At 71.3% G+C, this 22,175-nt stretch carries 19 protein-coding genes; 8 read left to right on the top strand and 11 right to left on the bottom strand.

What is annotated here, in order from left to right:
• The first annotated feature begins 13 nt into the window (after nucleotides 1-13).
• Nucleotides 14-880: an SDR family NAD(P)-dependent oxidoreductase gene (locus tag DV20_RS06355; protein ID WP_043777143.1), complete on the top strand. Its 867-nt coding sequence runs from the start codon at nucleotides 14-16 to the stop codon at nucleotides 878-880.
• Here DV20_RS06355 and DV20_RS06350 read toward each other — a convergent pair.
• Genes DV20_RS06350 through DV20_RS06340 form a run of 3 tightly spaced genes read right to left on the bottom strand, consistent with a single transcriptional unit; the run spans nucleotide 877 to nucleotide 3,025 of the window.
• Nucleotides 877-1,482, bottom strand: coding sequence for a LysE family translocator (locus DV20_RS06350; RefSeq protein ID WP_043777140.1), 606 nt, complete (start codon nucleotides 1,480-1,482; stop codon nucleotides 877-879). The genes DV20_RS06355 and DV20_RS06350 overlap by 4 nt on opposite strands.
• A 51-nt stretch (nucleotides 1,483-1,533) precedes the next feature.
• A complete protein-coding gene (locus DV20_RS06345; protein ID WP_043777137.1) occupies nucleotides 1,534-2,493 on the bottom strand; it encodes an LLM class flavin-dependent oxidoreductase in 960 nt (319 codons plus the stop codon).
• A 13-nt stretch (nucleotides 2,494-2,506) separates the two neighbouring features.
• The gene (locus DV20_RS06340; RefSeq protein WP_043777135.1) at nucleotides 2,507-3,025 is read right to left on the bottom strand and encodes a GNAT family N-acetyltransferase; all 519 of its coding nucleotides are present in this window, start codon (nucleotides 3,023-3,025) and stop codon (nucleotides 2,507-2,509) included.
• A gap of 206 nt (nucleotides 3,026-3,231) precedes the next feature.
• Between DV20_RS06340 and DV20_RS06335 the strand changes: the two genes are divergently transcribed.
• Nucleotides 3,232-3,930, top strand: a complete 699-nt coding sequence (locus DV20_RS06335; protein WP_043777132.1) for a flagellar basal body-associated FliL family protein — start codon at nucleotides 3,232-3,234, stop codon at nucleotides 3,928-3,930.
• 61 nt (nucleotides 3,931-3,991) lie between these two features.
• Here DV20_RS06335 and DV20_RS06330 read toward each other — a convergent pair whose 3' ends face one another.
• The 5 genes from DV20_RS06330 to DV20_RS06310 all read right to left on the bottom strand — a co-directional run bounded on the left by DV20_RS06330 (nucleotide 3,992) and on the right by DV20_RS06310 (nucleotide 14,376).
• Nucleotides 3,992-7,705: a multifunctional oxoglutarate decarboxylase/oxoglutarate dehydrogenase thiamine pyrophosphate-binding subunit/dihydrolipoyllysine-residue succinyltransferase subunit gene (locus DV20_RS06330; protein WP_084093340.1), complete on the bottom strand. Its 3,714-nt coding sequence runs from the start codon at nucleotides 7,703-7,705 to the stop codon at nucleotides 3,992-3,994.
• Nucleotides 7,706-7,906: 201 nt separating this feature from the next.
• A complete protein-coding gene (locus DV20_RS06325) occupies nucleotides 7,907-8,410 on the bottom strand; it encodes a DUF4291 family protein (protein ID WP_051735813.1) in 504 nt (167 codons plus the stop codon).
• 180 nt (nucleotides 8,411-8,590) lie between these two features.
• The gene (locus tag DV20_RS06320; protein WP_043777129.1) at nucleotides 8,591-12,337 is read right to left on the bottom strand and encodes an ABC transporter ATP-binding protein; all 3,747 of its coding nucleotides are present in this window, start codon (nucleotides 12,335-12,337) and stop codon (nucleotides 8,591-8,593) included.
• Nucleotides 12,338-12,433: 96 nt separating this feature from the next.
• Nucleotides 12,434-13,315, bottom strand: coding sequence for an ABC transporter permease subunit (locus DV20_RS06315; protein ID WP_043777126.1), 882 nt, complete (start codon nucleotides 13,313-13,315; stop codon nucleotides 12,434-12,436).
• The gene (locus DV20_RS06310; RefSeq protein ID WP_043777125.1) at nucleotides 13,315-14,376 is read right to left on the bottom strand and encodes an ABC transporter ATP-binding protein; all 1,062 of its coding nucleotides are present in this window, start codon (nucleotides 14,374-14,376) and stop codon (nucleotides 13,315-13,317) included. The genes DV20_RS06315 and DV20_RS06310 overlap by 1 nt, the downstream gene beginning before the upstream one ends.
• A gap of 438 nt (nucleotides 14,377-14,814) precedes the next feature.
• On the opposite strand from DV20_RS06310, the gene DV20_RS06305 reads away from it, so the two are divergent.
• From DV20_RS06305 to DV20_RS45430, 4 genes are all read left to right on the top strand, one after another.
• Nucleotides 14,815-15,492 carry a response regulator transcription factor gene (locus DV20_RS06305; RefSeq protein WP_043777249.1) on the top strand — a complete coding sequence of 226 codons (678 nt, stop codon included), beginning with the start codon at nucleotides 14,815-14,817 and terminating at the stop codon, nucleotides 15,490-15,492.
• Nucleotides 15,485-15,931 carry a hypothetical protein gene (locus DV20_RS06300; RefSeq protein WP_235190719.1) on the top strand — a complete coding sequence of 149 codons (447 nt, stop codon included), beginning with the start codon at nucleotides 15,485-15,487 and terminating at the stop codon, nucleotides 15,929-15,931. Before DV20_RS06305 ends, DV20_RS06300 begins: the two co-directional genes overlap by 8 nt.
• Nucleotides 15,895-16,188 (top strand): hypothetical protein, encoded by a 294-nt coding sequence (locus DV20_RS44725; RefSeq protein ID WP_043777122.1) that lies wholly within the window; start codon nucleotides 15,895-15,897, stop codon nucleotides 16,186-16,188. Before DV20_RS06300 ends, DV20_RS44725 begins: the two co-directional genes overlap by 37 nt.
• Nucleotides 16,189-16,253: 65 nt before the next feature.
• A complete protein-coding gene (locus DV20_RS45430; RefSeq protein WP_160169702.1) occupies nucleotides 16,254-16,430 on the top strand; it encodes a hypothetical protein in 177 nt (58 codons plus the stop codon).
• Between the two features lies 1 nt (nucleotide 16,431).
• Here the strand turns inward: DV20_RS45430 and ald are convergent, their stop codons facing one another.
• Nucleotides 16,432-17,547, bottom strand: a complete 1,116-nt coding sequence (gene ald, locus DV20_RS06285) for an alanine dehydrogenase (protein WP_043777121.1) — start codon at nucleotides 17,545-17,547, stop codon at nucleotides 16,432-16,434.
• Between the two features lie 172 nt (nucleotides 17,548-17,719).
• Here ald and DV20_RS06280 point away from each other — a divergent pair, with 172 nt between their 5' ends.
• Nucleotides 17,720-18,655, top strand: coding sequence for a zinc-binding dehydrogenase (locus DV20_RS06280; protein ID WP_043777245.1), 936 nt, complete (start codon nucleotides 17,720-17,722; stop codon nucleotides 18,653-18,655).
• A gap of 176 nt (nucleotides 18,656-18,831) precedes the next feature.
• Entirely contained in the window at nucleotides 18,832-19,029 is a 198-nt protein-coding gene (locus DV20_RS06275) for a hypothetical protein (RefSeq protein ID WP_043777119.1), read from the top strand.
• A gap of 50 nt (nucleotides 19,030-19,079) precedes the next feature.
• Here DV20_RS06275 and DV20_RS06270 read toward each other — a convergent pair whose 3' ends face one another.
• Complete coding sequence (locus DV20_RS06270; RefSeq protein ID WP_043777117.1) at nucleotides 19,080-19,997, bottom strand: zinc metalloprotease; 918 nt, start codon at nucleotides 19,995-19,997, stop codon at nucleotides 19,080-19,082.
• Between the two features lie 164 nt (nucleotides 19,998-20,161).
• Complete coding sequence (locus tag DV20_RS06265) at nucleotides 20,162-21,718, bottom strand: PucR family transcriptional regulator (RefSeq protein WP_043777114.1); 1,557 nt, start codon at nucleotides 21,716-21,718, stop codon at nucleotides 20,162-20,164.
• Nucleotides 21,719-22,175 lie beyond the last annotated feature (457 nt).

Genomic DNA, 22,175 nt, shown 5'->3' with positions numbered 1-22,175 from the left:
TTTTACTAAAGGCATGACTCAGCAAACGTGGTTCATCACCGGCTCCTCCCGTGGCTTCGGGCGCGCCCTCGCCGAAGCGGCCCTGGCGGCCGGCGACCAGGTCGTCGCGACCGCGCGCAAGCCGGAACAGCTCGACGACCTCGTGCGCAAGTACGGCGACCAGGTGCTCCCGGTCGCACTGGACGTCACCGACCGCCCCGCGGCGGTAGCCGCTCTGGATGCGGCGGTCGCGCGTTTCGGGCGGCTCGACGTGGTGGTGAACAACGCGGGGTACGCGAACGTCGCGCCCGTGGAGACGATGTCCGAAGAGGACTTCCGCCGCCAGTTCGACACGAACTTCTGGGGTGTGTACAACGTTTCCACCGCCGCGCTGCCCGTGCTGAAGGCCCAGGGCGCGGGCACGGTGGTGCAGTTCTCGTCGATCGGCGGCCGCGTCGGCGGCACCCCGGGCCTGGGCTCGTACCAGGCGGCCAAGTTCGCGGTCGACGGTTTCACCCGGGTCCTGGCCGCGGAGACGGCGCCGTTGGGGATCCGGTACCTGGTGGTGGAGCCGTCCGGCTTCGCCACCGACTGGGCGGGCGCGTCGATGCGGATCGCCGACATCCCCGCGGAATACGACCCGACGGTCGGCAGCCTGGTGCGCAACTTCGACGGAATGGGCGTGGCCGCGGGCGACCCGGCGCGGGCCGCGGAGATCCTGGTCCGGGTGGCGAAGCGGGAGGAGCTGCCGTCCCACCTGCTGCTCGGCGCGAATGCGGTCGAGATGGCGCAGGAGTATTCGCGGGGCCGGCTGGCGGAGGCGGCGAAGTGGGAGGCGGTCAGCGTCTCCGCCGACTTCGGCCGCGCTTATCCCGTCGAACTGCCTGTCGGGCAGGCCTAACGGTCGGCGGCCAGCTTGAGACCGAGGCCGATGAAGATCCCGCCGGTGGCGACCTCGATCCGCCGCTGGTTCTTCTTCCGCCGGACCCACCCGCCGATGCGGCCGGCGAGGACGCCGACCGTGCCGTCGACGAGGAACTCGAACCCGATCATGATCGCGCCGAGGACGGCGAACTGCAGCCAGACGTGGCCCCGTGCCGGGTCGATGAACTGCGGCAGGAAGGCGATGGTGAAGGTGACCATCTTGGGGTTGAGCAGGTTGGTGAGCAGGCCGGACAGGTAGGCGCGGTCGCTTTTCCGTTCGACGAGCGGCTTGCGGTTCCGGATGGCCTGGACGCCGAGGTAGACGAGGTAGGCGGCGCCGGCGATCCGGACGACGGTGAAGGCGACGGGCACGGCGGCGAAGAGCGCGGCCAGCCCGGCCGCGGCCACGGCGACGTGGATGGCCTCGCTGGTGGCGACCCCGGCCGTGGCGAGCAGGCCGGCCTTCGGACCGCCGCGCATGCCGCAGCCGAGGATGAAGAGCATGTCCGGGCCCGGGGTCACCATCGCGATCGCCGTGGTGACGAGGAAGGCCAGGAGGAGGTGCGGGTCGACCGGCATGGTCCGATCCTGGCACGCCGGCCGCCCCGCACGAACGGCTTTTCCGAGGTCTCAGCCGCGGACGGCTGCCGCCACGCGGGCCGCGTCCTCGATGGCCTGCTCCGGCGGCTCCTCCGGAAGCGGCAGCAGGACCACCGAGCCGCTGCCGGCCTCGTGCAGCGATCGGACCGCCGCCGCGCAGGTGTCCAGGTCTCCGCAGATGGCCAAGCGGTCGATCCACTCCGGACGCAGGCCCGCCGCCAGCTCGTCCACTGTGGACGTCGAATCCAGCAGCGCCAGCAGGTCTGACGCGAACGGCAGACCCTCCACCTGCACCCGCGATCCGGGGTTCAGGGACTCCGCGACCGTCCGGCGCGCTCGCTCGCGGTCACCGAGGACCAGCCAGTTGTACGTCACCACCGCGTGCGGACCGGTGGCCGAGATGCCCGCCAGTGCCGTCCGGACGAACTCCGGCGGGGCCGGCTCGGCCAGGATCGTGCCGTCCGCCGCCCGGCCGGCCGCCGCCAGGGACTTCGGGCGGCGGACGCCCGCCACCAGCGGGGGCGGCGAGGACGGCGGGAACACCAGCTCGACCTCGTCCAGGTGGACGTGCCGTCCGGCCATCGAAACGCGCTCGCCCGCCAGCAGCCGCCGGATCGCCAGCAGCGTCTCCTCCAGCGCCGCCAGCGGGGACTCCGGGTACGCGCCGATCTGCCGCATCCACGACGCGACGCCGTGGCCGAAGCCGGCGATCAGCCTGTCCGGGTGCAGCTCGGCCAGCGCCGCGAGCTCCATCGCCGCGATCGCCGGGTTGCGCGCCACCGCCGGGAGCACGCCGATGCCCACCTTGATCGTCGACGTCACCGCCAGCGCCGTCGCGACCGTCGCGATGCCGGCCGCCCAGAAGCAGTCTTCGACCAGCCAGAGCTCGTCGAGACCCGCGTCTTCGGCCTGGCGCGCGAGGTCGCGCAGCTTGGCCGGCGGCTGCTCGCGGTTGATCCGCACCCCCACGGACGAGGTCGGTGTGTACACGCGCGGCTCCTGTTCAGATCCGGGAGAACGCCGGCGCGTACTCGAACGCGCCCGCCTGGGTGGGTTCGTACGCGGCCAGCGTCCGCGCCTGGAAGTGCGGGCCCCACTGCGGGTCCGGGGCGGTGATCGACAGGTCCGACGCGGTGACGAACCCGAACCGCGAGTAGTAGGCCGGGTTACCGAGCAGGACGACCAGGCCGTAGCCGAGCGCGTCCGCCGCGCCGACCACGGCGTGCACCAGCGCGGAGCCGACGCCGCTCTTCTGGTGCGCGGGCAGCACACCGAGCGGCCCGAGCCCGACGGCGGCCGTGGTGTCGTCGCCGACGCGGGCCCGGCTGCAGCACACGTGCCCGACGACGGCGCCGTCGCGGACGGCGACCAGCGAGAGCGCGTCGATCAGGTCGCCTTCGGCGCGGAGTTCGTCGACGAGGGGCGCTTCGGCCGGGGTGATGCCGGGTTCGCGCCGGAACGCTTCGCTGTGGACGGCGTGGATCGCCGCCCGGTCGGCGGCCGTCTCGCGGCGGATCAGCATGGTCGCCACCTTGCCGCGAACCGGCGGCGGAGGGCAATCGGGTTTCGGTGCCGTTCCGGGCAGCCCCCGGTTCAACGCTAGCGGAAGGGGCCGACAGTTTCGGCGCCCTGTGGTGAGCACCCCCCGATGCCCACACTAGGGGAGGGCACCGACGATTTCCGGTGAACCGCCCGCTCGGGTCGCGCGAATGGCCTAGTGTCCGGTTCGTGCAGCAAGGACCTCAGTACCCGTATCCGCAGTACCCGCCGTACCAGCAGCCCGGGTACCCGCCGCCCAAGTCCGGGGGGAAGACCGCGCTGATCATCGTGCTCGTGATGGCCGGTGTGCTCCTGCTGGCCGGGGTGGGCGTCGGCGCCTTCTTCCTGCTGCGCTCCGATGACAAGCGGTCGGTGGGCGCGCCGTCGTCGACCGCTCCGGCCGGTGAGCCCGACAAGTACTCCTCGCTGCCGCGGTGCAGTGAGGTCGGGAGCCGGATGAACAACCTGCCGCCGTTGAGCAGTGACAGCCCCGCGGAGCCGGCCACCACTTCGGGCGACAAGATCCAGCTGCTCCAGCTCACCTGCTCCTGGATGAAGTCCGGTTCGTCGTCCGGCACGTTGTCGATGTTGCTGGCGAAGTCGAACCGGCCGGGCTCGGGGGACGGTCCCGGGTACGCGAAGGCGGGCTACCAGATCGAAGTGGACCGCGGGGCCAAGCCGATCACCGAGAAGATCGGCAACGCGACCAAGGCCGCCGACGTCGACTACGACCAGAGCGGCCCCATGCAGTGCGGGGTGCGGTTCTACCAGGGCAACGTCGACGTGACCGTGGTCGTCACGGCGGCCGACACCACCGACCGGAACATCGAGCGGTGCCGCCGCAACGCGCACAGCCTCGCCAAGGCGGCCTCGGAGTCCCTCGCATAACGCGGCACGAAAAAGGCCTCCTCCCCGGTTGCCCGGGGAGGAGGCCTTCAAGCGACCGTGATCAGTCGAACGCCTTCGCGATCAGCGCCTTCTGCTCGACCTCGTGCACCTTCGACGAACCCGCCGACGGCGCCGCCATCGGGCGGCGCGAGACGACCTGCAGGCCCGAGAGCACCTCCGGGAACTTCCGGGGCAGGTTCAGGCCGAAGAACGGCCACGCACCCTGGTTCTCCGGCTCCTCCTGGACCCACGCGACCTGCGTCGCGTTCGTGTACCGCTCCAGCGCCGCCAGCAGCTTCTTCTTCGGCAGCGGGTAGTACTGCTCGATCCGCACGATCGCGACGTCGTCGGCCTCGCGCTTCGTCCGCTCCGCCACCAGCTCCCAGTACAGCTTCCCGGAGGTCAGCAGCACCTTGCGGATCTTCGCCGGGTCCGGCGTCACGTCGTCGATGACGGACATGAACCGGCTCTCGCCGGTGAAGTCCTCGACCGCCGACGTCGCCGCCTTGTTGCGCAGCATCGACTTCGGCGTGAAGACGACCAGCGGGCGCTGGATGCCGTCGAGGGCGTGGCGGCGCAGCAGGTGGAAGTAGTTCGCCGGGGTGGACGGCACCGCCACGGTCATCGAGCCCTCCGCGCACAGCGAGAGGAACCGCTCGATGCGGCCGGACGTGTGGTCCGGGCCCTGGCCCTCGTGGCCGTGCGGCAGCAGCAGCACGACGTCCGAGCGCTGGCCCCACTTGGCCTCGCCGGAGGAGATGTACTCGTCGATGACCGTCTGCGCGCCGTTGACGAAGTCGCCGAACTGCGCTTCCCACATCACCAGCGCCTCGGAGTTCGCCACCGAGTAGCCGTACTCGAAACCGACGGCCGCGTACTCCGACAGCGCCGAGTCGTAGATCATCACGCGGCCCTGGCCGTCGGCCAGGTTCTGCAGCGGCGCGTACTCCTGGCCGGTCTTGCGGTCGATGAAGACCGAGTGCCGCTGGGTGAACGTGCCGCGGCGGGAGTCCTGGCCGGACAGCCGGACCAGCCGGCCCTCCATCGCCAGCGACCCGAACGCCAGCAGCTCACCGAAGGCCCAGTCGATGTCGCCCTCGCGGGACATCTTGTGGCGGCGCTCCATCACCGGCTTGACGCGCGGGTGCGGCGTGAAGCCCTCGGGCACCTGGACGAACGCGTCGCCGATGCGCTCGATGACCTCGTTGCTCACCGACGTCTTCACCTTGGCCGGGACCTGCTGCTCCTCCTCGACCGAGGGGCTGGCCTTCGCCGGGTGCTTCTCCAGCTCGCGGACCTCGTTGAAGACGTGTTCCAGCTGGCTCGAGAAGTCGCGCAGCGCGGCCTCGGCCTCTTCGACGGAGATGTCGCCGCGGCCGATCAGCGACTCGGTGTAGGTCTTCCGGACCGAGCGCTTGGTGTCGATGATGTCGTACATCGCCGGCTGCGTCATCGACGGGTCGTCGCCCTCGTTGTGGCCGCGGCGGCGGTAGCAGATGAGGTCGATGACGACGTCCTTGTGGAACGCCTGCCGGTACTCGACGGCCAGCTTGGCCACCCAGTGCGCGGCCTCCGGGTCGTCGCCGTTCACGTGGAAGATCGGCGAGCCGATCATCTTCGCGACGTCGGTGGCGTACTGGCTCGAGCGCGAGTGCTCCGGCGCGGTGGTGAAGCCGACCTGGTTGTTCACGATGACGTGCACGGTGCCGCCCGTGCGGTACCCCCGCAGCAGCGCGAGGTTCAGCGTCTCGGCGACGACGCCCTGGCCCGCGAAGGCCGCGTCGCCGTGCATCAGGACCGGCAGGACGGTGTAGCCCTCGCCGCCCTTGTCGAGGATGTCCTGCTTCGCGCGGACGATGCCCTCGAGCACCGGGTCGACCGTCTCCAGGTGGGACGGGTTCGCGGTCAGCGACACCTTCGTCTCGCCGTCGCCGAACATCCGGAAGTACTTGCCCTCGGCGCCGAGGTGGTACTTCACGTCACCGGAGCCGTGCGCCTGGCCCGGGTCGAGGTTGCCCTCGAACTCCTGGAAGATCTGGCTGATCGGCTTGCCGACGATGTTGGCCAGCACGTTCAGCCGGCCGCGGTGCGGCATGCCGATGACGACCTCGTCGAGCTCGTGCTCGGCGGCCTTGTCGAGGATGGTGTCGAGCAGCGGGATCGCCGTCTCGCCGCCTTCCAGCGAGAACCGCTTCTGGCCGACGTACTTGGTCTGCAGGAACGTCTCGAACGCCTCGGCGGCGTTCAGCTTCGAGAGCACGTACTTCTGTACCGCGGGGTCCGGCTTCTCGTGCGGGATCTCGACGCGCTCCTGGATCCAGCGGCGCTCTTCGGGGTCGAGGATGTGGGTGTACTCGATGCCGACCGTGCGGCAGTACGAGTTGCGCAGCACGCCCAGGATGTCGCGCAGCTTCATCCGCTCCTGGCCGGCGAAGCCGCCGACCGGGAACTCGCGGTCGAGGTCCCAGAGCGTCAGGCCGTGGGACAGCACGTCCAGGTCGGCGTGGCTGCGCTGGCGGTAGTTCAGCGGGTCGGTGTCGGCCATCAGGTGGCCGCGCATCCGGAACGCGTCGATCAGCTCGATGACGCGGGCGGTCTTGTCGACCGGGCCGTCCGGGATGTCGGCGACCCAGCGGATCGGCTCGTACGGCAGGCGCAGGCTGGTGAAGACGTCGTCGTAGAAGCCGTCTTCGCCGAGCAGCAGCTCGTGGATGCGCTTGAGGAACTCGCCGGACTCCGCGCCCTGGATGATGCGGTGGTCGTAGGTCGAGGTCAGCGTCATGATCTTGCTGATGCCGAGGTCGACCAGGGTCTTCTCGCTGGTGCCCTCGAAGGCCGCCGGGTACTGCATGGCGCCGACGCCGATGATGGCGCCCTGGCCGGCCTGCAGGCGCGGGACCGAGTGGTTGGTGCCGATGCCGCCCGGGTTGGTCAGCGAGATCGTGGTGCCGGAGAAGTCGTCCGCGGTCAGCTTGTTGTTGCGGGCCTTCTTGACGATCTCCTCGTACGCCTGCCAGAACTGCAGGAACGACATGTCCTCGACGCCCTTGATCGAGGCGACGACGAGGTTGCGCGAGCCGTCCTTGCCCTTCATGTCGATCGCGAGGCCGAAGTTGACGTGCTCCGGCGTGACCGCGAACGGCTTCCCGTCGATCAGCTGGTAGTGCCGGTTCATGTTCGGGAAGTTCTTCAGCGCCCGCACCATGGCGTAGCCGATGAGGTGCGTGAAGGAGATCTTGCCGCCGCGGGTGCGCTTGAGGTGGTTGTTGATGACGATGCGGTTGTCCGCCATCAGCTTCGCCGGGACCGCGCGCACGCTGGTCGCGGTGGGGACGCTCAGCGAGGCGTCCATGTTCTTGGCGATGGCCGCCGCGGCGCCGCGCAGCTGCTTCGACTCCGGCTCTTCCTTCTTCGCCTCGGCCTTGGGCTCGGCCTTCGCGGCCGCCGGCTTCGGCTTCGGCTCGGCCTTCGCCGGAGCGGTCGTCTTGGCCGGGGCCGGCTTGGCGGGCGCGGCTTGCTTGGCCGCCGACTCCGCGTTCTGCACGGCCTTGGCCGACGGCTGGGCGGCCTGGCCGTTGGTGGACGGCTTGGCGTCGGCCTGCTGCTGCCGGGCGGTGTCCGCCTTGGCCTGCGCGTTCTGCGTCGGCTTGAAGTCCGCGAAGAAGTCGTGCCAGGCGGCATCGACTGAAGAAGGGTCGGCGAGGAACTGGTCGTACATCTCTTCGACCAGCCACTCGTTGGGGCCGAACTGTGACGCAGGGCTGCTGCTGGACACGGCTGGGACTCGCCTCTATCCGTCTCGATCTCGATCTTGAATCCGCTGATGCGCCTACCAGGCTAACCCCCTTGGTAACCGCGATGTGATGGAACCGGCCTGTGTGAGGCGTGGCGCACTAGGGTATCGGTCACTGACTCGATCAAGATGTGCTAAGGGAACCTTAAGCGCTGGACCCGGTACAGGGTTCCGGGCGCTGCCTCAGCCCGCCGCGTCGATGGCCTTGGCCAGGGCTTCGGCGAGCGGGTACGGCGGCTCGTGGGGGACGAGCTTGACCGCCAGGTGCAGCTGGTCGGTGGCCAGCAGCCCGGCGACGTCGCGCATCACCGGTGTGACGTCGCTGATGGCGATCATCCCTTCGCGCGCGGGCTCGCTGCTGATCAGGATCGCCTGGAAGTTCAGGGCCGTGTGGTCGAGATCTCGCTCCGGTACCCATTCGACGTGCTCCCGGAAGAGCCGCTCGAAGCCTTCGCGGGTGAGGTCGACGGCCAGGACGCGCTCGTGCCCCGGCTTGCTCCCGTTGCCGCTGAGGTAGGCCGCCAGGCGGAACGACGGCACAAGCCAGGTGGTCCCGCCCCGCTCGAAGGCCTGCTTCCCGAGCGCGTCATCGGCGACGGCGGGCGAGCAGGCCAGGTAGACCCGGACGGTGGTCTCGGTCTGCATGGCCCGGACCTGCCGGTCGGGCACCCGCTTCTCTTCGAACATGCCCGCCATGCTCCCAGCGCCGGCCGGCCCCGGCCACGAACTTTCGTGCGCAAGGAGGCATCACGCGTGATTGGAGGGGCATCACGCGTGACTGGAGCGGCATCAAGCGTGACTGGAGGGGCATCGGGGTGATGCCTCTCCAGACACACGTGATGCCCCTCTGAGCACGGGTGATGCTCGTCAGCCGAGGGACCAGAGGCGGGCGTAGGGGCCGTTGGCGGCCAGGAGCTCGGTGTGGGTGCCGGTTTCGACGATGCGGCCGTGGTCCAGGACCACGATGCGGTCCGCGCGGGCCGCGGTGGCCAGGCGGTGGGCGACCACGAACGTCGTGCGGCGGCGGGCCACCGTCTCCGTGGCGCGCAGGACCGCCGCCTCCGTCGAGGGGTCCAGGGCCGCCGTGGCCTCGTCGAGGAGGAGGACGTCCGGGTCCACCAGCTCCGCCCGGGCCAGGGCCACCAGCTGGCGCTGGCCCGCCGACAGCGACCGGCCGCGCTCGCCCACCGGCTGCAGGAAGCCCGCCGGCAGGGCCGCGACGCCGTCCAGCGCACCCACCGCGCGGACCGCCGCCTCGACCTCCGCGTCGGAGGCCGACGGACGGCCGTAGCGGACGTTGTCGGCCACCGTGCCCGAGAACAGGTGCGCCTCCTGCGGCACCACGCCCATCCGGCGCCGCAGGCCGGCCAGCTCGTACTCGCGGACGTCCGTGCCGTCGATGCGGACCTCGCCGCCGGTGACGTCGTAGTAGCGCGCCACCAGCTTCACCGCCGTCGACTTGCCCGCGCCGGTTGCGCCGACCAGCGCGATCGTCTCGCCGGCCGCGACGTCCAGCGAGAACTCCGCCAGCGCCGGGGTCTCGGCGCCGGTGTAGGAGAAGCCGACCTCCTTGAACGAGACTTCGCCGCGCAGCCGGGGCGGCACGGCGACCGCGTTCTCCGCCGCCGGCACCGACGTCGGCGTGCGCAGCAGGTCACCGATGCGGTTCAGGCCGACGCTCGCCTGCTGGTAGCCGTCGAACACCGCCGACAGCTGCTGGATCGGCGAGAAGAACTGCTGCAGGTACAGCAGGAACGCGAGCAGCACGCCGGCCGACAGCGTGCCCGCCGCGACGCGGTCCGCGCCCACCACCAGCACCGTCGTGGTCGCCAGGTCCGACAGCAGCGCCACCAGCGGGAAGTACGTCGCCACGTACCGCTGGGCCCGCAGCCGCGAGCGCCGGTAGTCGTCGCTGCGCGACGCGAACGCCTGCGCGGAGCGGTCTTCGCGCGTGTATGCCTGCGCGACCCGCAGCCCGCTGACGTTCTCCTGCATGTCCGCGTTCACGACGCTGACCCGCTCGCGAGCCTCGTTGTACGCCTTGGACGCCGACCGCCGGAAGATCACCGTGGCCACCGCCAGCACCGGCACCATCGCCAGCGCGTACAGCGCCAGCCCGGCGTCGGTGACCAGCAGCGCGGCCGTGATCCCGGCCAGCGTCAGCGCGCTGACCACCGCGGTGGCCAGCCCCGTCTGCAGGAACGTCGAAAGCGCGTCGACGTCCGTGGTCATCCGGGTCATGATCTTCCCGGACAGCTCCCGCTCGTAGTAGTCGAGCCCGAGCCGCTGCAGGTGCGCGTAGCTGCGGACGCGCAGCGCGTACAGCACCGTCTCGCCGACCCGGGACGTCAGCCGTGTCTGCGCGAACACCACCAGCCAGTCGGCCGCGATCACCGCGGCACCGATCCCGGCGGCCAGCCAGATCATCCACTCGACCCCGGCCCGCACGCCGTGGTCGACGCCGAACTGGTACAGCCCCGGCAGCGCGATCGACGCCAGCGCGTCCGCCGCCACCAGGGCGACGACCAGGGACAGCGGCCAGCGGACCGGCCGCAGCAGCCCGGCCAGCCGGAACTTCGGGTCGGGCGCGGTGACGTCCACGCCGGGCAGCCGCGGCTCGTCGACGGCGGCCGGCAGCTTGCGCACGCCTTCGATCAGCTCCGGTGTCGGCGGTACGTCCAGGCCGCCGCCCCCGCCGACGAACCCGCTGCTGTTCGGGTCGCCGCTGCGCATCCGCGCGGCTTCGGCCAGGGCGTCGACCTCGTCGCGGCTCTCGTCCCGCGGCCACAGCGACGGCGTGACCCCGTCCTGGCCGCGGTCGAGGCCTTCGCAGCGGTGCTTCTCTTCGACGTCGTCGCCCGGGCCCGCCACCAGCTCGCGGAACAGCGGGCAGCGCGCCATCAGCTCGGCCTCGGTGCCCACGTCGACCACGCGGCCCTCGTCCAGCACCGCGATCCGGTCGGCCAGGGCCAGGGTGGACCGCCGGTGCGCGATCAGCAGGGTGGTCCGGGCCTCGGTGACCGATCGCAGGGTGTCGTAGATCGCCGCTTCGGTGACGGTGTCGATGGCCGACGTCGCATCGTCGAGGACGAGGATCCGCGGGTCGGTGATCAGCGCCCTGGCCAGCCCGAGCCGCTGCCGCTGCCCGCCCGAGAGCGTGAGCCCGCGCTCGCCGACCAGCGTTTCGTAACCGTCCGGCAAGGCGCGGATGAAGCCGTCCGCCTCCGCGGCCTTGGCCGCCGCGACGATCTCCTCCTCGGTGGCGTCCGGACGGCCGTAGGCGATGTTCTCCCGGATCGACGAGGAGAACAGGAACGCCTCCTCGAACACCACGCCGATCGACTGCCGCAGCTGCCGCAGCGGGACGTCACGGACGTCGAGACCGCCGACCCGCACCGCGCCTTCGTGCACGTCGTAGAACCGCGGCAGCAGCAGCGAGATCGTCGACTTCCCCGAGCCCGCGGTGCCGACCAGCGCGAGGGTCTCGCCCGGGCGCGCGGTGACCGAAAGCCCGGCCAGCACCGGTTCGCTGCGGGTGTAGCCGAACCGGACGCCCTCGAGCTCCACGCCCAGCGGCCCCTCCGGCAGCGGCCGCGCGTCCGGCGCGTCGACGACGTCGGGCTGCGCGTCGATCAGCTCGTACACCCGCTCGGCACCCGCGCGGGTCAGCTGCGCCTGCACGACCAGGCCGGACAGCATCCGGGCCGGCCCGATCAGCGTCGCGAGGTAGGTGGCGAAGGCCAGGAACGTGCCGAGCGTGATGGACCCGTTCAGCGCGAGGACGCCGCCGATGCCGAGCACGGCGACCTGACCGGCGGCCGGCAGCGCCGCCGTGGTCGCCGTCGGGACCGCCGACAGCTTCGCCGCGCGGAGCCGCTCCCCGAACAGCTTGCGCGCGGTGGCTTCCAGCTTCGAGACTTCCCGTGTCTCCTGGCCGAAGCCCTTGACGACCCGCACCCCGGTGACGGTCTCCTCGACCTGCTGCGCGACATCGGCCGCGCGCTGCTGCGCCGACCACGTCGCCGGGAAGAGCCGCTTGCGGCTGCGCGCCACGATGATGCCGACCGCCGGCGTGACGACCAGCGCGATCAGCGTCAGCACCGGGGACAGCCAGAGCATCGCGACGAACGACAACAGCGCGAAGACCACCGAGCCGAACGACAGCGGTACCTGCATCAGGATCCCGGTCACCAGCTGCAGGTCCGAGATCGCGCGCGAGGCGACCTGCCCGGTGCGCAGCGCGTCCTGCTTGCCGCCGTCCAGCCGCGAAACGGCGTTGAAGACACGCTGGCGCAGATCGTGCTGCACGTCGAGAGCGAGCTTCCCGCCGAGGTAGCGGCGCGCGAACGCGGTGCCGAAGGCGACCAGCTGCAGCGCGACCAGGAACACCGCGATCCCGGGCAGCCCGCCGGTCTGCCCGGCCACCGCGTCGTCCACCGCCGAGCGCACCAGCAACGGGCTAGCGGCCTGCACGCCGACGCCGACCGCGGCGGCCAGCAGCGACAGCACCACGAGCACGCGGTGCTCCCACGCCGCGGCGGACAGCCGGCGGATCCAGCCGGCCGTCTCGGCACGTGGGAGCTCTTGACGGGAGCGAGGCGGAGCGATGGTCACGTTGTGACAGTAAGCGCCACCACCGACAAAATATTTCCCCGAACACCGCGAAGGCCACCTCGAGCAGCTCGAGGTGGCCTTCGCGGACAGGGAAAACTACGTGATGTCGCGCTTCTGGTTGCCCGCCCAGCCGAGGCCGAAGAACAGCATCGTCCACGCGAAGAAGATCAGCGCCGACGCCCACCACGAGATCACGCCCGGCGCCCCCGCCGCGAGCTGCAGCCCCAGCGCCGACCAGTGGTCCACGCCGCCCGGCAGGTTCAGCGAGTTGATCCCGAACGCGTCCGCCGCGATCCCGCCCACGATCCCGTTGGCCGTGCCGTTCGGCAGGATCCCGCCCAGGATGTCGGTCTGGCCCCAGAGCGCCACGACCAGGACGTTCTCCACGATCAGGAACCACACCAGGAACAGCACCACGGCCAGCGGCACGTTGCGCAGCACCGCACCGAACCCGATGCCGAACAGCGTCACCAGCACCGAGGCCAGGATCGTCCCGCCGAGCGCGGCCAGCCACTGCCCCGCGCTGGGCCACCGGCCGGAATCGACCGACGCCATCACCGCGATCGCCGAGACGCCGAAGCTGACCAGACCGTAGATCGCGCCCCACGCCACGTACGTGAGCATCTTCGCCGTCAGCGCCGTGACCCGGTTCGGCGCGGTCAGGAAGGTCGTCGTGATCGTCTTGCTGCGGTACTCACCGGCCAGCGCGAAGACACCGAACAGGCCGGGGATCAGCTGCGCGATGTTCACGCCGTGCGCGAACGCCAGCAACCCGACCGGCAGCTTGCTCGCGTCCAGGCCCACCGCCCGCGCGATCTCCCGAGCGTCGGAGCTGCCGATGTAGTCCGCGAAGTCGTTCGTGAGCTTGCCCCAGAAGAACGTCAGCCAGAACGCCACCAGCGCCAGCGGGATCAGCAGCACCCACCACGTCTTGAGCGAGAGCGTCTTGCGGAACTCCGCCTTGATCAGGTTGCCCATCACTGCTGCGGTCCTCCCCAGTACTGCTGTTGCTGCTGCGGACCCGACGGCGGGCCCTGCTGGTAGTGCTGCTGCGGCGGAAACCCGGTCGGCGGCGGGCCCTGGAACTGCGGCTGCGGCGGATAACCCGGCGGCGGGTAACCCGGCGCGCCGGCGTACTGACCCTGCGTCAGCTGGAAGAACATCCGCTCCAGATCGGCGTGCTCCTCCTGCATCCCGTACACCGCGATCCCGGCCTTCGCGGCGATGTCACCGATCTGCTGCACACTCGACCCGGCGACCGCGACCCGGCCGTCCGGCGTCGGCGAAACCCCGCTGATGCCGTTGTCCTGCAAGGCCTTCACCAGCGCCGACGGATCCGCGGGCTGCACCAGCACCCGCGACTGCTGGCTCTTGCGCAGCTGCTCCAGCGGGCCGTAGTAGCGCGTGACCCCCTGGCTGATGATGACGACCTGGTCGATCAGCTGCTCCACCTCGTTGAGCAGGTGACTCGACACGAGCACCGTCCGCCGCTGCTCCCGCGCGTAAGAACGCAGGAAGTTGCGCAGCCACAGGATGCCCTCGGGATCCAGGCCGTTCGTCGGCTCGTCGAGCACCAGCACCTGCGGATCGCCCAGCAACGCCGTCGCCAGCGCCAGCCGCTGCCGCATACCGAGCGAGAACCCGCCCGCCTTCCGATCCGCGGCGCTCCCCAGACCCACCAGGCCCAGCACCTCGTCCGCCCGCCTGTCCGGCACACCGATGGCCGCGGCGTACACCCGCAGGTGGTTGCGCGCCGTCCGCCCCGGGTGGAACCCCTCGTTCTCCAGAACCGAGCCCACCACCCGCGCCGGATTGCCCAGCTGCGAATGCGGCCGCCCGTTGATCGTCGCCGTCCCCGAAGTGGGTGTCACCAACCCGAGCAACATGCGCAACGTCGTCGTCTTGCCGGCGCCGTTCGGACCCAGGAAACCCGTCACCGAACCCGGCTCCACCGTGAAGCTCAAGTTCTGCACGGCGTTCACCTCGCCGAACCGCTTGCTCAGGTTCTGCACCACAATCCGGCCACTGCCGTCGTGCATACCGTCCCCTAACGTTCCCCGCTGATGCGGCGTCATCCTGCCCTACCGGCGGCGCCCGCGCGCACGGAACACCCGAGAGCGACGTTCGTCACTTTCCGCTACCGGCCGGTACCGCCGCGACGGCGCTGACCAGAGGATTCGTGATCTCCGGTCGATCAACTTGGTAAAGAATTCGTGCGACTTGCCGACCCGGTGGCGCAAAGTCCGCCGAAGCCCTCTAAGCTAGGTACCGGCGGCCCGCTCCCAGTGACCCCCAGGCTGGTTGAGCGGGTCGCCCCTTCGTCTCTGCATCGCGGCTTCGCCGCTCATGTCGACTTCGTCCTCTCGCCCGGGGGGCCGAGCCCCCCGGACCCCCACGGTGCCTTTGGCTCGGCTTCCAGCCCTGCCGGGCCTGGCTGGCTTTGCGTGTTCGTTGGGGGGGTGTGGGATTGTGGCCTGATGCGGATCTTGCTCGTCGAGGATGAACGGCGGCTGGCTGCTGCTTTGCGGGCTGGGCTGGGGGCTGAGGGGTATGCCGTTGATGTTGCTCACAATGGGCGGGATGCTCTCTGGTTCGCCGGGGAGCATTCGTATGCCGCCATCGTGCTCGACATCATGCTGCCCGGGCTGAACGGGTACCGCGTTTGTCGGCGGCTTCGGGAGCAGGGGGATCGCACTCCCATTCTCATGCTCACCGCCAAAGATGGTGAGGATGACGAGATCGAGGCTCTGGATACCGGGGCCGATGACTTCCTGGCCAAGCCCTTCTCCTACGGGGTCCTGCTTTCGCGGCTTCGCGCGCTCATCCGGCGTGGGGGTGCCACCCGGCCGGGGGTCCTTCGGCTGGGGGACCTCGAACTCGACCAGGCCGGCCGGATCTGCCGGCGTGGCACCGCCGACATCACGCTCACCAGCAAGGAGTTCGCCCTCCTCGCCTACCTCATGCAGCGGCCCGGGCAGGTCGTCACCAAGGCGGAACTGCTCGACAACCTGTGGGACTTCGCCGCCTCCGCCACCGCGAACCTGGTGGAGGTGCACGTCAGCGCGCTGCGGCGCAAGATCGACGTCCCGTTCGGCGCCGAGACCATCCGGACGGTCCGCGGCGCCGGTTACCACGTGGTGACCGCGGGTGCCTGACCTCCGACGCCATCGTCCAGCTCCTGAACACCGGCGCCGGCCCGCCGACCTCGCCCTGCTCGTCCGCGACTCGATCTACGAAGTCAAGGACGGGCAGGGCGCCTCGGTCGCGTCCTGTCCGGTGCTGCGTGAAGCCACGCTGGCGGCCGACGACCCCGAAGTCACCCTGCGGCCGTACCAGTACGACCGGACCGCCCAGGCGTCCGTCGGCTGCGCGCCCGAGCTGCGCGGGCTCGACGACGACCTCACCCTGCACGTCGTGCACGCCGACAGCGGCGACAGCCGGTACGACGTGTTCGCCGGCGCGCAGCTCGACCCCGAGGGGCAGGCGGCCGTCGATTCCGCCCGCACCGTCCTCACGGCGGGTGTCCCCGCGGTCGCGTTGCTCATCGGCGTCATCGCGTGGCTCGCCGTGCGCCGGCCGCGCTGCTCGTGCTGACGTCGTTCGCCCGCACCGGCAAGACCGCGCTGTGCCTGCTGATCGCCGGTGGCGTGGTGACCGGTGTCCTCTTCGGAACGTTGCCGCTCGCACCTTCGCAGCGGTGGGCGGAGCTCAGCGTGCACTACTGCTCGCTGGTCATCGGCTGCCTGCTCGCGCTGGCGCTGCACCACCCGCGCGGGTTCGCCGTGTTCCGGCCGTTGACCAGCCCGGCCGCGGCGGTGCTGGTCGCACTCGGGTTCGGGGCCGCCCGCTGACCTACATCGGTGATCGGTCGTACGCGCTCTACCTCGCCCAGACCGGCGCCGCGGGCGTGGCCGGTGTGGTGCTCCCGACCGGACCGGCCAAGGCCGTCGCGACGTGCGCGGTCGCGCTGCTCTTCGCGTGCGGGCTGCGGCGATGGGTCGAGCTGCCTTCGATCGCCTTCGGGCAGTGGCTGCTGGAAAAGGGGGAGCGGGCTCCTGCCGGGGTGCGGCAGGAACCCGCTCGGGTGAGGTAGGTCAGGCGAGGACGGTGTCCAGGGAGGTGCAGGGCAGGTCGTGGGCCACCGCGACCGGGCCGTTCGTCAGCGCGCCGTCGTGCGTGTTGAGGCCCTTGGCCAGCGCCGCGTCGGCCCGCAGCGCCGCCTTCCAGCCGTGCTCGGCCAGCTGGACCGCGTACGGCAACGTCACGTTGGTGAGGCCGTAGGTCGAGGTCCGGGGCACCGCGCCCGGCATGTTCGCCACGCAGTAGAAGACCGACTCGTGCACCGTGTACGTCGGGTCGTCGTGCGTGGTCGGGCGCGAGTCGGCGAAGCAGCCGCCCTGGTCGATCGCGATGTCGACCAGCACGCTGCCCGGCTTCATGCGCGCGACGAGCTCGTTCGAGACCAGCTTCGGCGCCTTCGCGCCCGGGACGAGCACCGCGCCGATGACCAGGTCCGCCTGCAGCACCGCCTCTTCGACCGAGAACCGGGTCGACGTCACTGTGCGGATGCGGCCGCCGAAGTCGTGGTCGATCTGGCGGAGGCGGTCGACGTTGGTGTCCAGGATCTCCACGTCCGAGCCGAGGCCGAGCGCGACGCGGGCGGCGTTCAGGCCCGCGACGCCGCCGCCGATGACGACGACGCGCGCCGGGTGGACGCCGGGGATGCCGCCGGGCAGCACACCGCGGCCGCCGCTGGGCTTCATCAGGGAGAACGCGCCGACCTGCGGGGCCAGCCGGCCCGCGACCTCGGACATCGGGGCGAGCAGCGGCAGCGCGCCGTTCGCGGTCTGCACCGTCTCGTAGGCGATGGCGGTCGTGCCGGCGGCCAGCAGCGCGTCGGTCAGCGGCCGGTCGGCGGCGATGTGCAGGTAGGTGAAGAGGACCTGGTCGGCGCGCAGCCGGGGGTACTCCTCGGCGATCGGCTCCTTGACCTTGAGGACGAGCTCGCCCTCGGCCCAGGTCTCCTCGGCGGTGGAGAGGATCTTCGCGCCGGCGGCGACGTACTCCTCGTCGGTGATGGACGAGCCCACTCCGGCGCCGGTCTCGACGAAGACGTCGTGCCCGCGGCCGACCAGCTCGTGCACCCCGGCCGGGGTCAGCGCGACCCGGTATTCGTGCTTCTTGACTTCACGGGGAACGGCGATACGCATGGTCGGCCTCCTGGGTCGGTCAGCGTCCGGAATCGGTGCGGTGTTGCCACTCACGGTGAACCACCCGGACGGCGGTGTCATCGTGCTGTCCGGACAGTTCTGAGCCGCAATCGTGGTGCTATGCGCACAAGTGTCTTGACCTCAACTTCACTTGAAGCTGCACCGTGACGGCATGCGTGCGGTGTGGTTGAGCGAGTTCGGCGGTCCGGAAGTCCTCGTCCCGGGCGAGGCGCCCGATCCGGTTCCCGGCCCGGGCCAGGTGCTGGTGGAGGTGGGCTTCGCGAACACCACGTTCGTCGAGACGCAGTTCCGGGCGGGGGCGCCAGGGCCGTTCAAGGCGTCGCTGCCGGTGATCCCGGGCAACGGCGTCGGCGGGGTGATCAGCGCGGTCGGCGCGGGGGTGGACCCGGCGCTGGCGGGACAGCGGGTGGTCACGTCGACCGGCGGCTCGGGCGGGTACGCCGAGCGCGTCGCGGTCGACGCGGCGGCGGTGTTCGAGGTACCGCCCGCGCTGTCGCTCGACGCGGCGGTGGCGCTGCTGGCGGACGGCCGGACGGCGACCGGCTTGGTGCACGCCACCGCGGTCCGCCCGGGCGATCGGGTCCTGGTCGAGGCCGCCGCGGGCGGCGTCGGCGGCCTGCTGGTCCAGCTGGCGAAGGCGGCGGGAGCGACGGTGGTCGGCGCGGCGGGCGGGCCGGCGAAGGTGGCTCGCGTGCGGGGAGCGGACGCGGTGGTCGACTACCTGCGCCCGGACTGGACGTCTTCGGTGGGGCCGGTCGACGTCGTGTTCGACGGAGTGGGCGGCGAGATCGGCACGGCGGCGTTCGGGCTGGTGCGCCCGGGCGGCCGGATGGCGGTGTACGGGCTGGCGGGCGGCTCGTGGGCCGAAGTGTCCGAAGAGGACGCCGCGGCGCGGGGAGTTTCGCTGGTGCGGTCGATCGGAGACCCCGCGCGGATGCGGGCGTTCACCGAGTCGGCGCTGGCCGCGGCGGCCGGGGGACGGCTGGTCCCGGTGATCGGGCAGCGCTTCCCGCTGGAGAAAGCGGCCGACGCCCACGCGGCGATCGAGTCGCGGGCGACGGTGGGGAAGACGTTGCTGGTGCCGTAGCGGTTTTCGGTGCCGGCGCCCGACTACCACGCCCCACCCATCCCTGGGGGACGAGCCCCGCTCAGTCTATCGGCCGGTGCTGACAGTTCCGGCGATCCGAGGGCGCCACGGCCGAGACCATCCACAACCGGAGCGGGCTGTGGACAGTGGCGCCGAGTTGGTCTGGAGCGGCCATCGTGCTGCGGAAAGCCGGACGGGAACCGGAACATCGCCGCCGCGGCGGGTCCGGCGGTGGCGGAAGTCACAGCGGTACCTGGGGGAAGCGGTGGTTCCGCGAGTACCTGCACGGTGATGTCGGCGCGGTCTGGGTGTACCTGCGGCCTTCGCGGCTGGTGGAGAAGGACCTCAGCTACCGCGTCAGCGGCGAGCCGTGAAGGCCTCCCCGGAAGAGGAGGCCTTCACGGTTTCCGCGGGAGACGGAGGCTCAGGCGCGGTACGCGGACCAAGCGTTCTGCATCCGCGTGTTCTGGCCCGCGGTGAACTCGTACATGCAGCTGTCGTAGCTGTAGTCCATGAAGTTGTGCACCGGGTCGACGCCCGTCGACGAGCAGGTGTCCTTGCTCGCCGGGCAGCCCGACGTCGCCGTGGCCTCGGCCGGGGTGTCCGACACGTAGTCGCCCGAACCCGAGCAGCCGCCCTGGAACGTGTGGTACAGCCCCATCCAGTGGCCGACCTCGTGGGTGGCCGTGTCGCCCTCGTTGTAGTTCGTGGCCGAGCGGCCCGGGAGGGACTCGTCCAGCAGCACCACGCCGTCCAGCTTCGGCTGTGACTTGTAGTTCGACGGGAACGTGGCCCAGCCGAGCAGGTCGTCGCCGAGCTTGGCCGTGTAGATGTTCAGCGCGTTCGCGCCGCCCTTGCGGAGCGCGTTCTTCATGTTGCGCTCGGCCGAGGTGCCGTCGGTGATGCCGTTGTACCAGGTCGAGTTGTTCGTGTAGTCCGTGCTGACCAGCGAGAAGCTGAAGCCGCTCGGGGCGTACGCGCTGTTCAGGACCGAGATCTGCTTGCTGATCGCCGTCGCCGGGAGGTTGCCCGCCGAACCGCTCGTGATCACGTGGAAGTACACCGGGATGGAGACCGCCGCGGCCTGGGCGACGCGCGCCGTGCGCTTGCCGGCGAGCTTGCTCTGCATGTCCGCTTCGATGCGGGCCGCCTCGGCCGGGGACACCGAGTCGGCGTGTCCGTCCTTGCTGCGGTCCGCGGCGTGCGCGGGGGTGAAGCAGTCGCCGCCCGGCGCCGCGACGGCGCCCCCGGCTCCTGCCGCCGGGACGACCAGGGCGACCAGGGAAAGCGCGGACACCGCACCCAGCTTGACGGCCCGGCCGAACCGCTCGGAACTGCTCATGGACGAACTCCTCTTGCCACGACCCGGCTACCCCGGGTGGTGAAGAGAAAATGCGGCACGCGGCCTTCCGGAACCACCATCTTTCGGCTGGAAAAGACAATCCGAACGATCGGCGCGATCCATGCGGGCTAGTGCATACGTCAGGGGTTGGGCCGAACGGCCCATCAGCTCCACCGGATGGCGACGAGCTGGGTCAGCAGCGCCAGCCGGACGTCGGGGTCGTCGAGGTCCAGCGGCACCAGTTCGAGGAGCTTCCGCATCCGGTACCGCAGGGTGTTCGGGTGGATCCGCAGCTCCCGCGCCGCCGCCCGCGGGTCGCCGGGGTGCCGCAGCCACTCGTAGAGCGTCTCGACGTAGCCCGCCTTGCCCGATTCGTCGTGCGCGCGCAGCGTGCTCAGCGGGCCGAGGTCGGCGACGCGCGCCGCGGCCGCCGCCGTCGCGCCCCGGTGCAGGGTGAGTGCCGTCCAGGCCTCGTCGAAGGCGATCACGCGCTCGCGCAGGATTTCGGCGCGCAGCAGCCCGAGGGCCTCGTCGGCCTGGGCGCGCGACTCCGAGAGGTCGCCGATCCCGCCGGGGGCGCCCGCCGCCGCCCGGGGGGCGCCGCCGCGCCGGGTCGCCGGTTGCGCGGCCAGCGCCTGCCGCAGCTCGGCCCAGCCGCCCGGACCCGGCCGGTCCGGCACCACGGCGTAGAGCAGCCCGGCGAGCTCGGTCGCCACCGGGCGGCTGCCGATGCCCTGGGAGATCCGTTCGAGCAGGGCCAGCCGCAGGCCTTCGGCGTCGCGCCCGTCGCCGCCGGTGACTTCGATGACGACCACGCGGTGCGGCTCGTCGGACAGGTCCAGCTCCGCCATCGCCTTCCGCGGGTTCGCCCGGCCTTCGAGCACCCCGCGCAGCAGCTCGGCCGACGCGCGCCGCTGCGCGTCGGTGTGCGCGCGGCGCCGCAGCAGGTGCAGCGCCACGACCGGGGCGGCGTCGGCGAAGGCGGCCGCGCGCTCGTCGGACACCGGTCCGGCGACCACCGCCCACATCGACCCGAGCAGCTCGCCGCCCATCCGGATCGGCACGATCAGCCGCGGCAGCGTGCCGTCGCGCTGGGCCGGGACGAAGATCGTCTGCCGGCCGCGGGACAGCTCGCGGAACACCCCGCGCGACCGGAACCGCGCGAGGACGTCGTCGGGGATGCGCCGGCCCATGATCGTGGCGACGCGGGCCGGGTCGGTCAGGTCCTGGCGCGCGGAGTAGGCGAGCACGCGCGAGTTGGTGTCCTCGATGGTCACCGGCGCGTCGACGACGCTCGCGACGGCGTCGGCCAGCCGGAACAGGTCGCCGGAACCGGGGTCGAGGTCCTCCGACTCGTCGGCGAGGGCGTCCAGGACGGTCCGCAGCAGCCAGACGAGCTGCGCCCACGACGTCGCCGCGTGCACCTGGATCAGCGCGATCCCGCTGGCCTTCGCGGCCCGCTTGACGGCCGGTTTCGCGGCCAGCGGCGGCTTCAGCAGCACGGCGGCGGCGCCCTGCCCGGCGCTCTGCTTCACCAGCTCGGCGGCGTCTTCGGGCCCGGTCGTGGCGACGCCCAGCACGAGGTCGCCCGCGGACAGGGTGAGGGCTCCGCCGGGTTCGGCGATGACGACGTCGGCGACCGCGGGCGAGTCGTCGGGCACCTGGAGCGCGTGGAGCAGCGTCGGCCCCACCCGGTCGACCACGCTGCGTACCGAAACCACGAGAGCATTCTCGCCGAGAAGCGCCTTGGACGAGTCACCCAGGACCTCCGACGCGCCCTGAACGACCCGTTCAGGACACCGGCGGCTCGGCCGGGCCTGCCGGGGTGGGCGGGCGGACGCACCACCCCGGCAGGCGTTCCGGGGTCGGAGCTCAGGCTCGCGCACTTCACTCCGGTGATTTCTCCGAATGCCGGCCCCGGCGATCGATCCCGGGCCGGGAAGGCGCCGACTCTATTTCAGTTCGACGAGGGTTCCCAGACGGTTCCTGACCCGGCGCACCGGAGTGGCCGGGTTCGACTTCACCGCCAGTGCCGGTCGCGCGAGCATGGCCTGCCTGCTCGACCGCATCTCCGAGGCCGCGTACAACGAGGCGGGCGGACGGCTGCTCGGCGCGCTGGTCCGGAACCTCGGCGCCGACGACGCCGGCTGTTCTGGGCCCAGCACGTGCGTGAGCTGC

The sequence above is a fragment of the Amycolatopsis rifamycinica genome (genome assembly GCF_000695625.1).
In the GTDB taxonomy this organism is placed as follows: domain Bacteria; phylum Actinomycetota; class Actinomycetes; order Mycobacteriales; family Pseudonocardiaceae; genus Amycolatopsis; species Amycolatopsis rifamycinica.
Note: the sequence above shows the minus strand (reverse complement) of the source record. Positions and strands in the feature narration are given on the sequence as shown.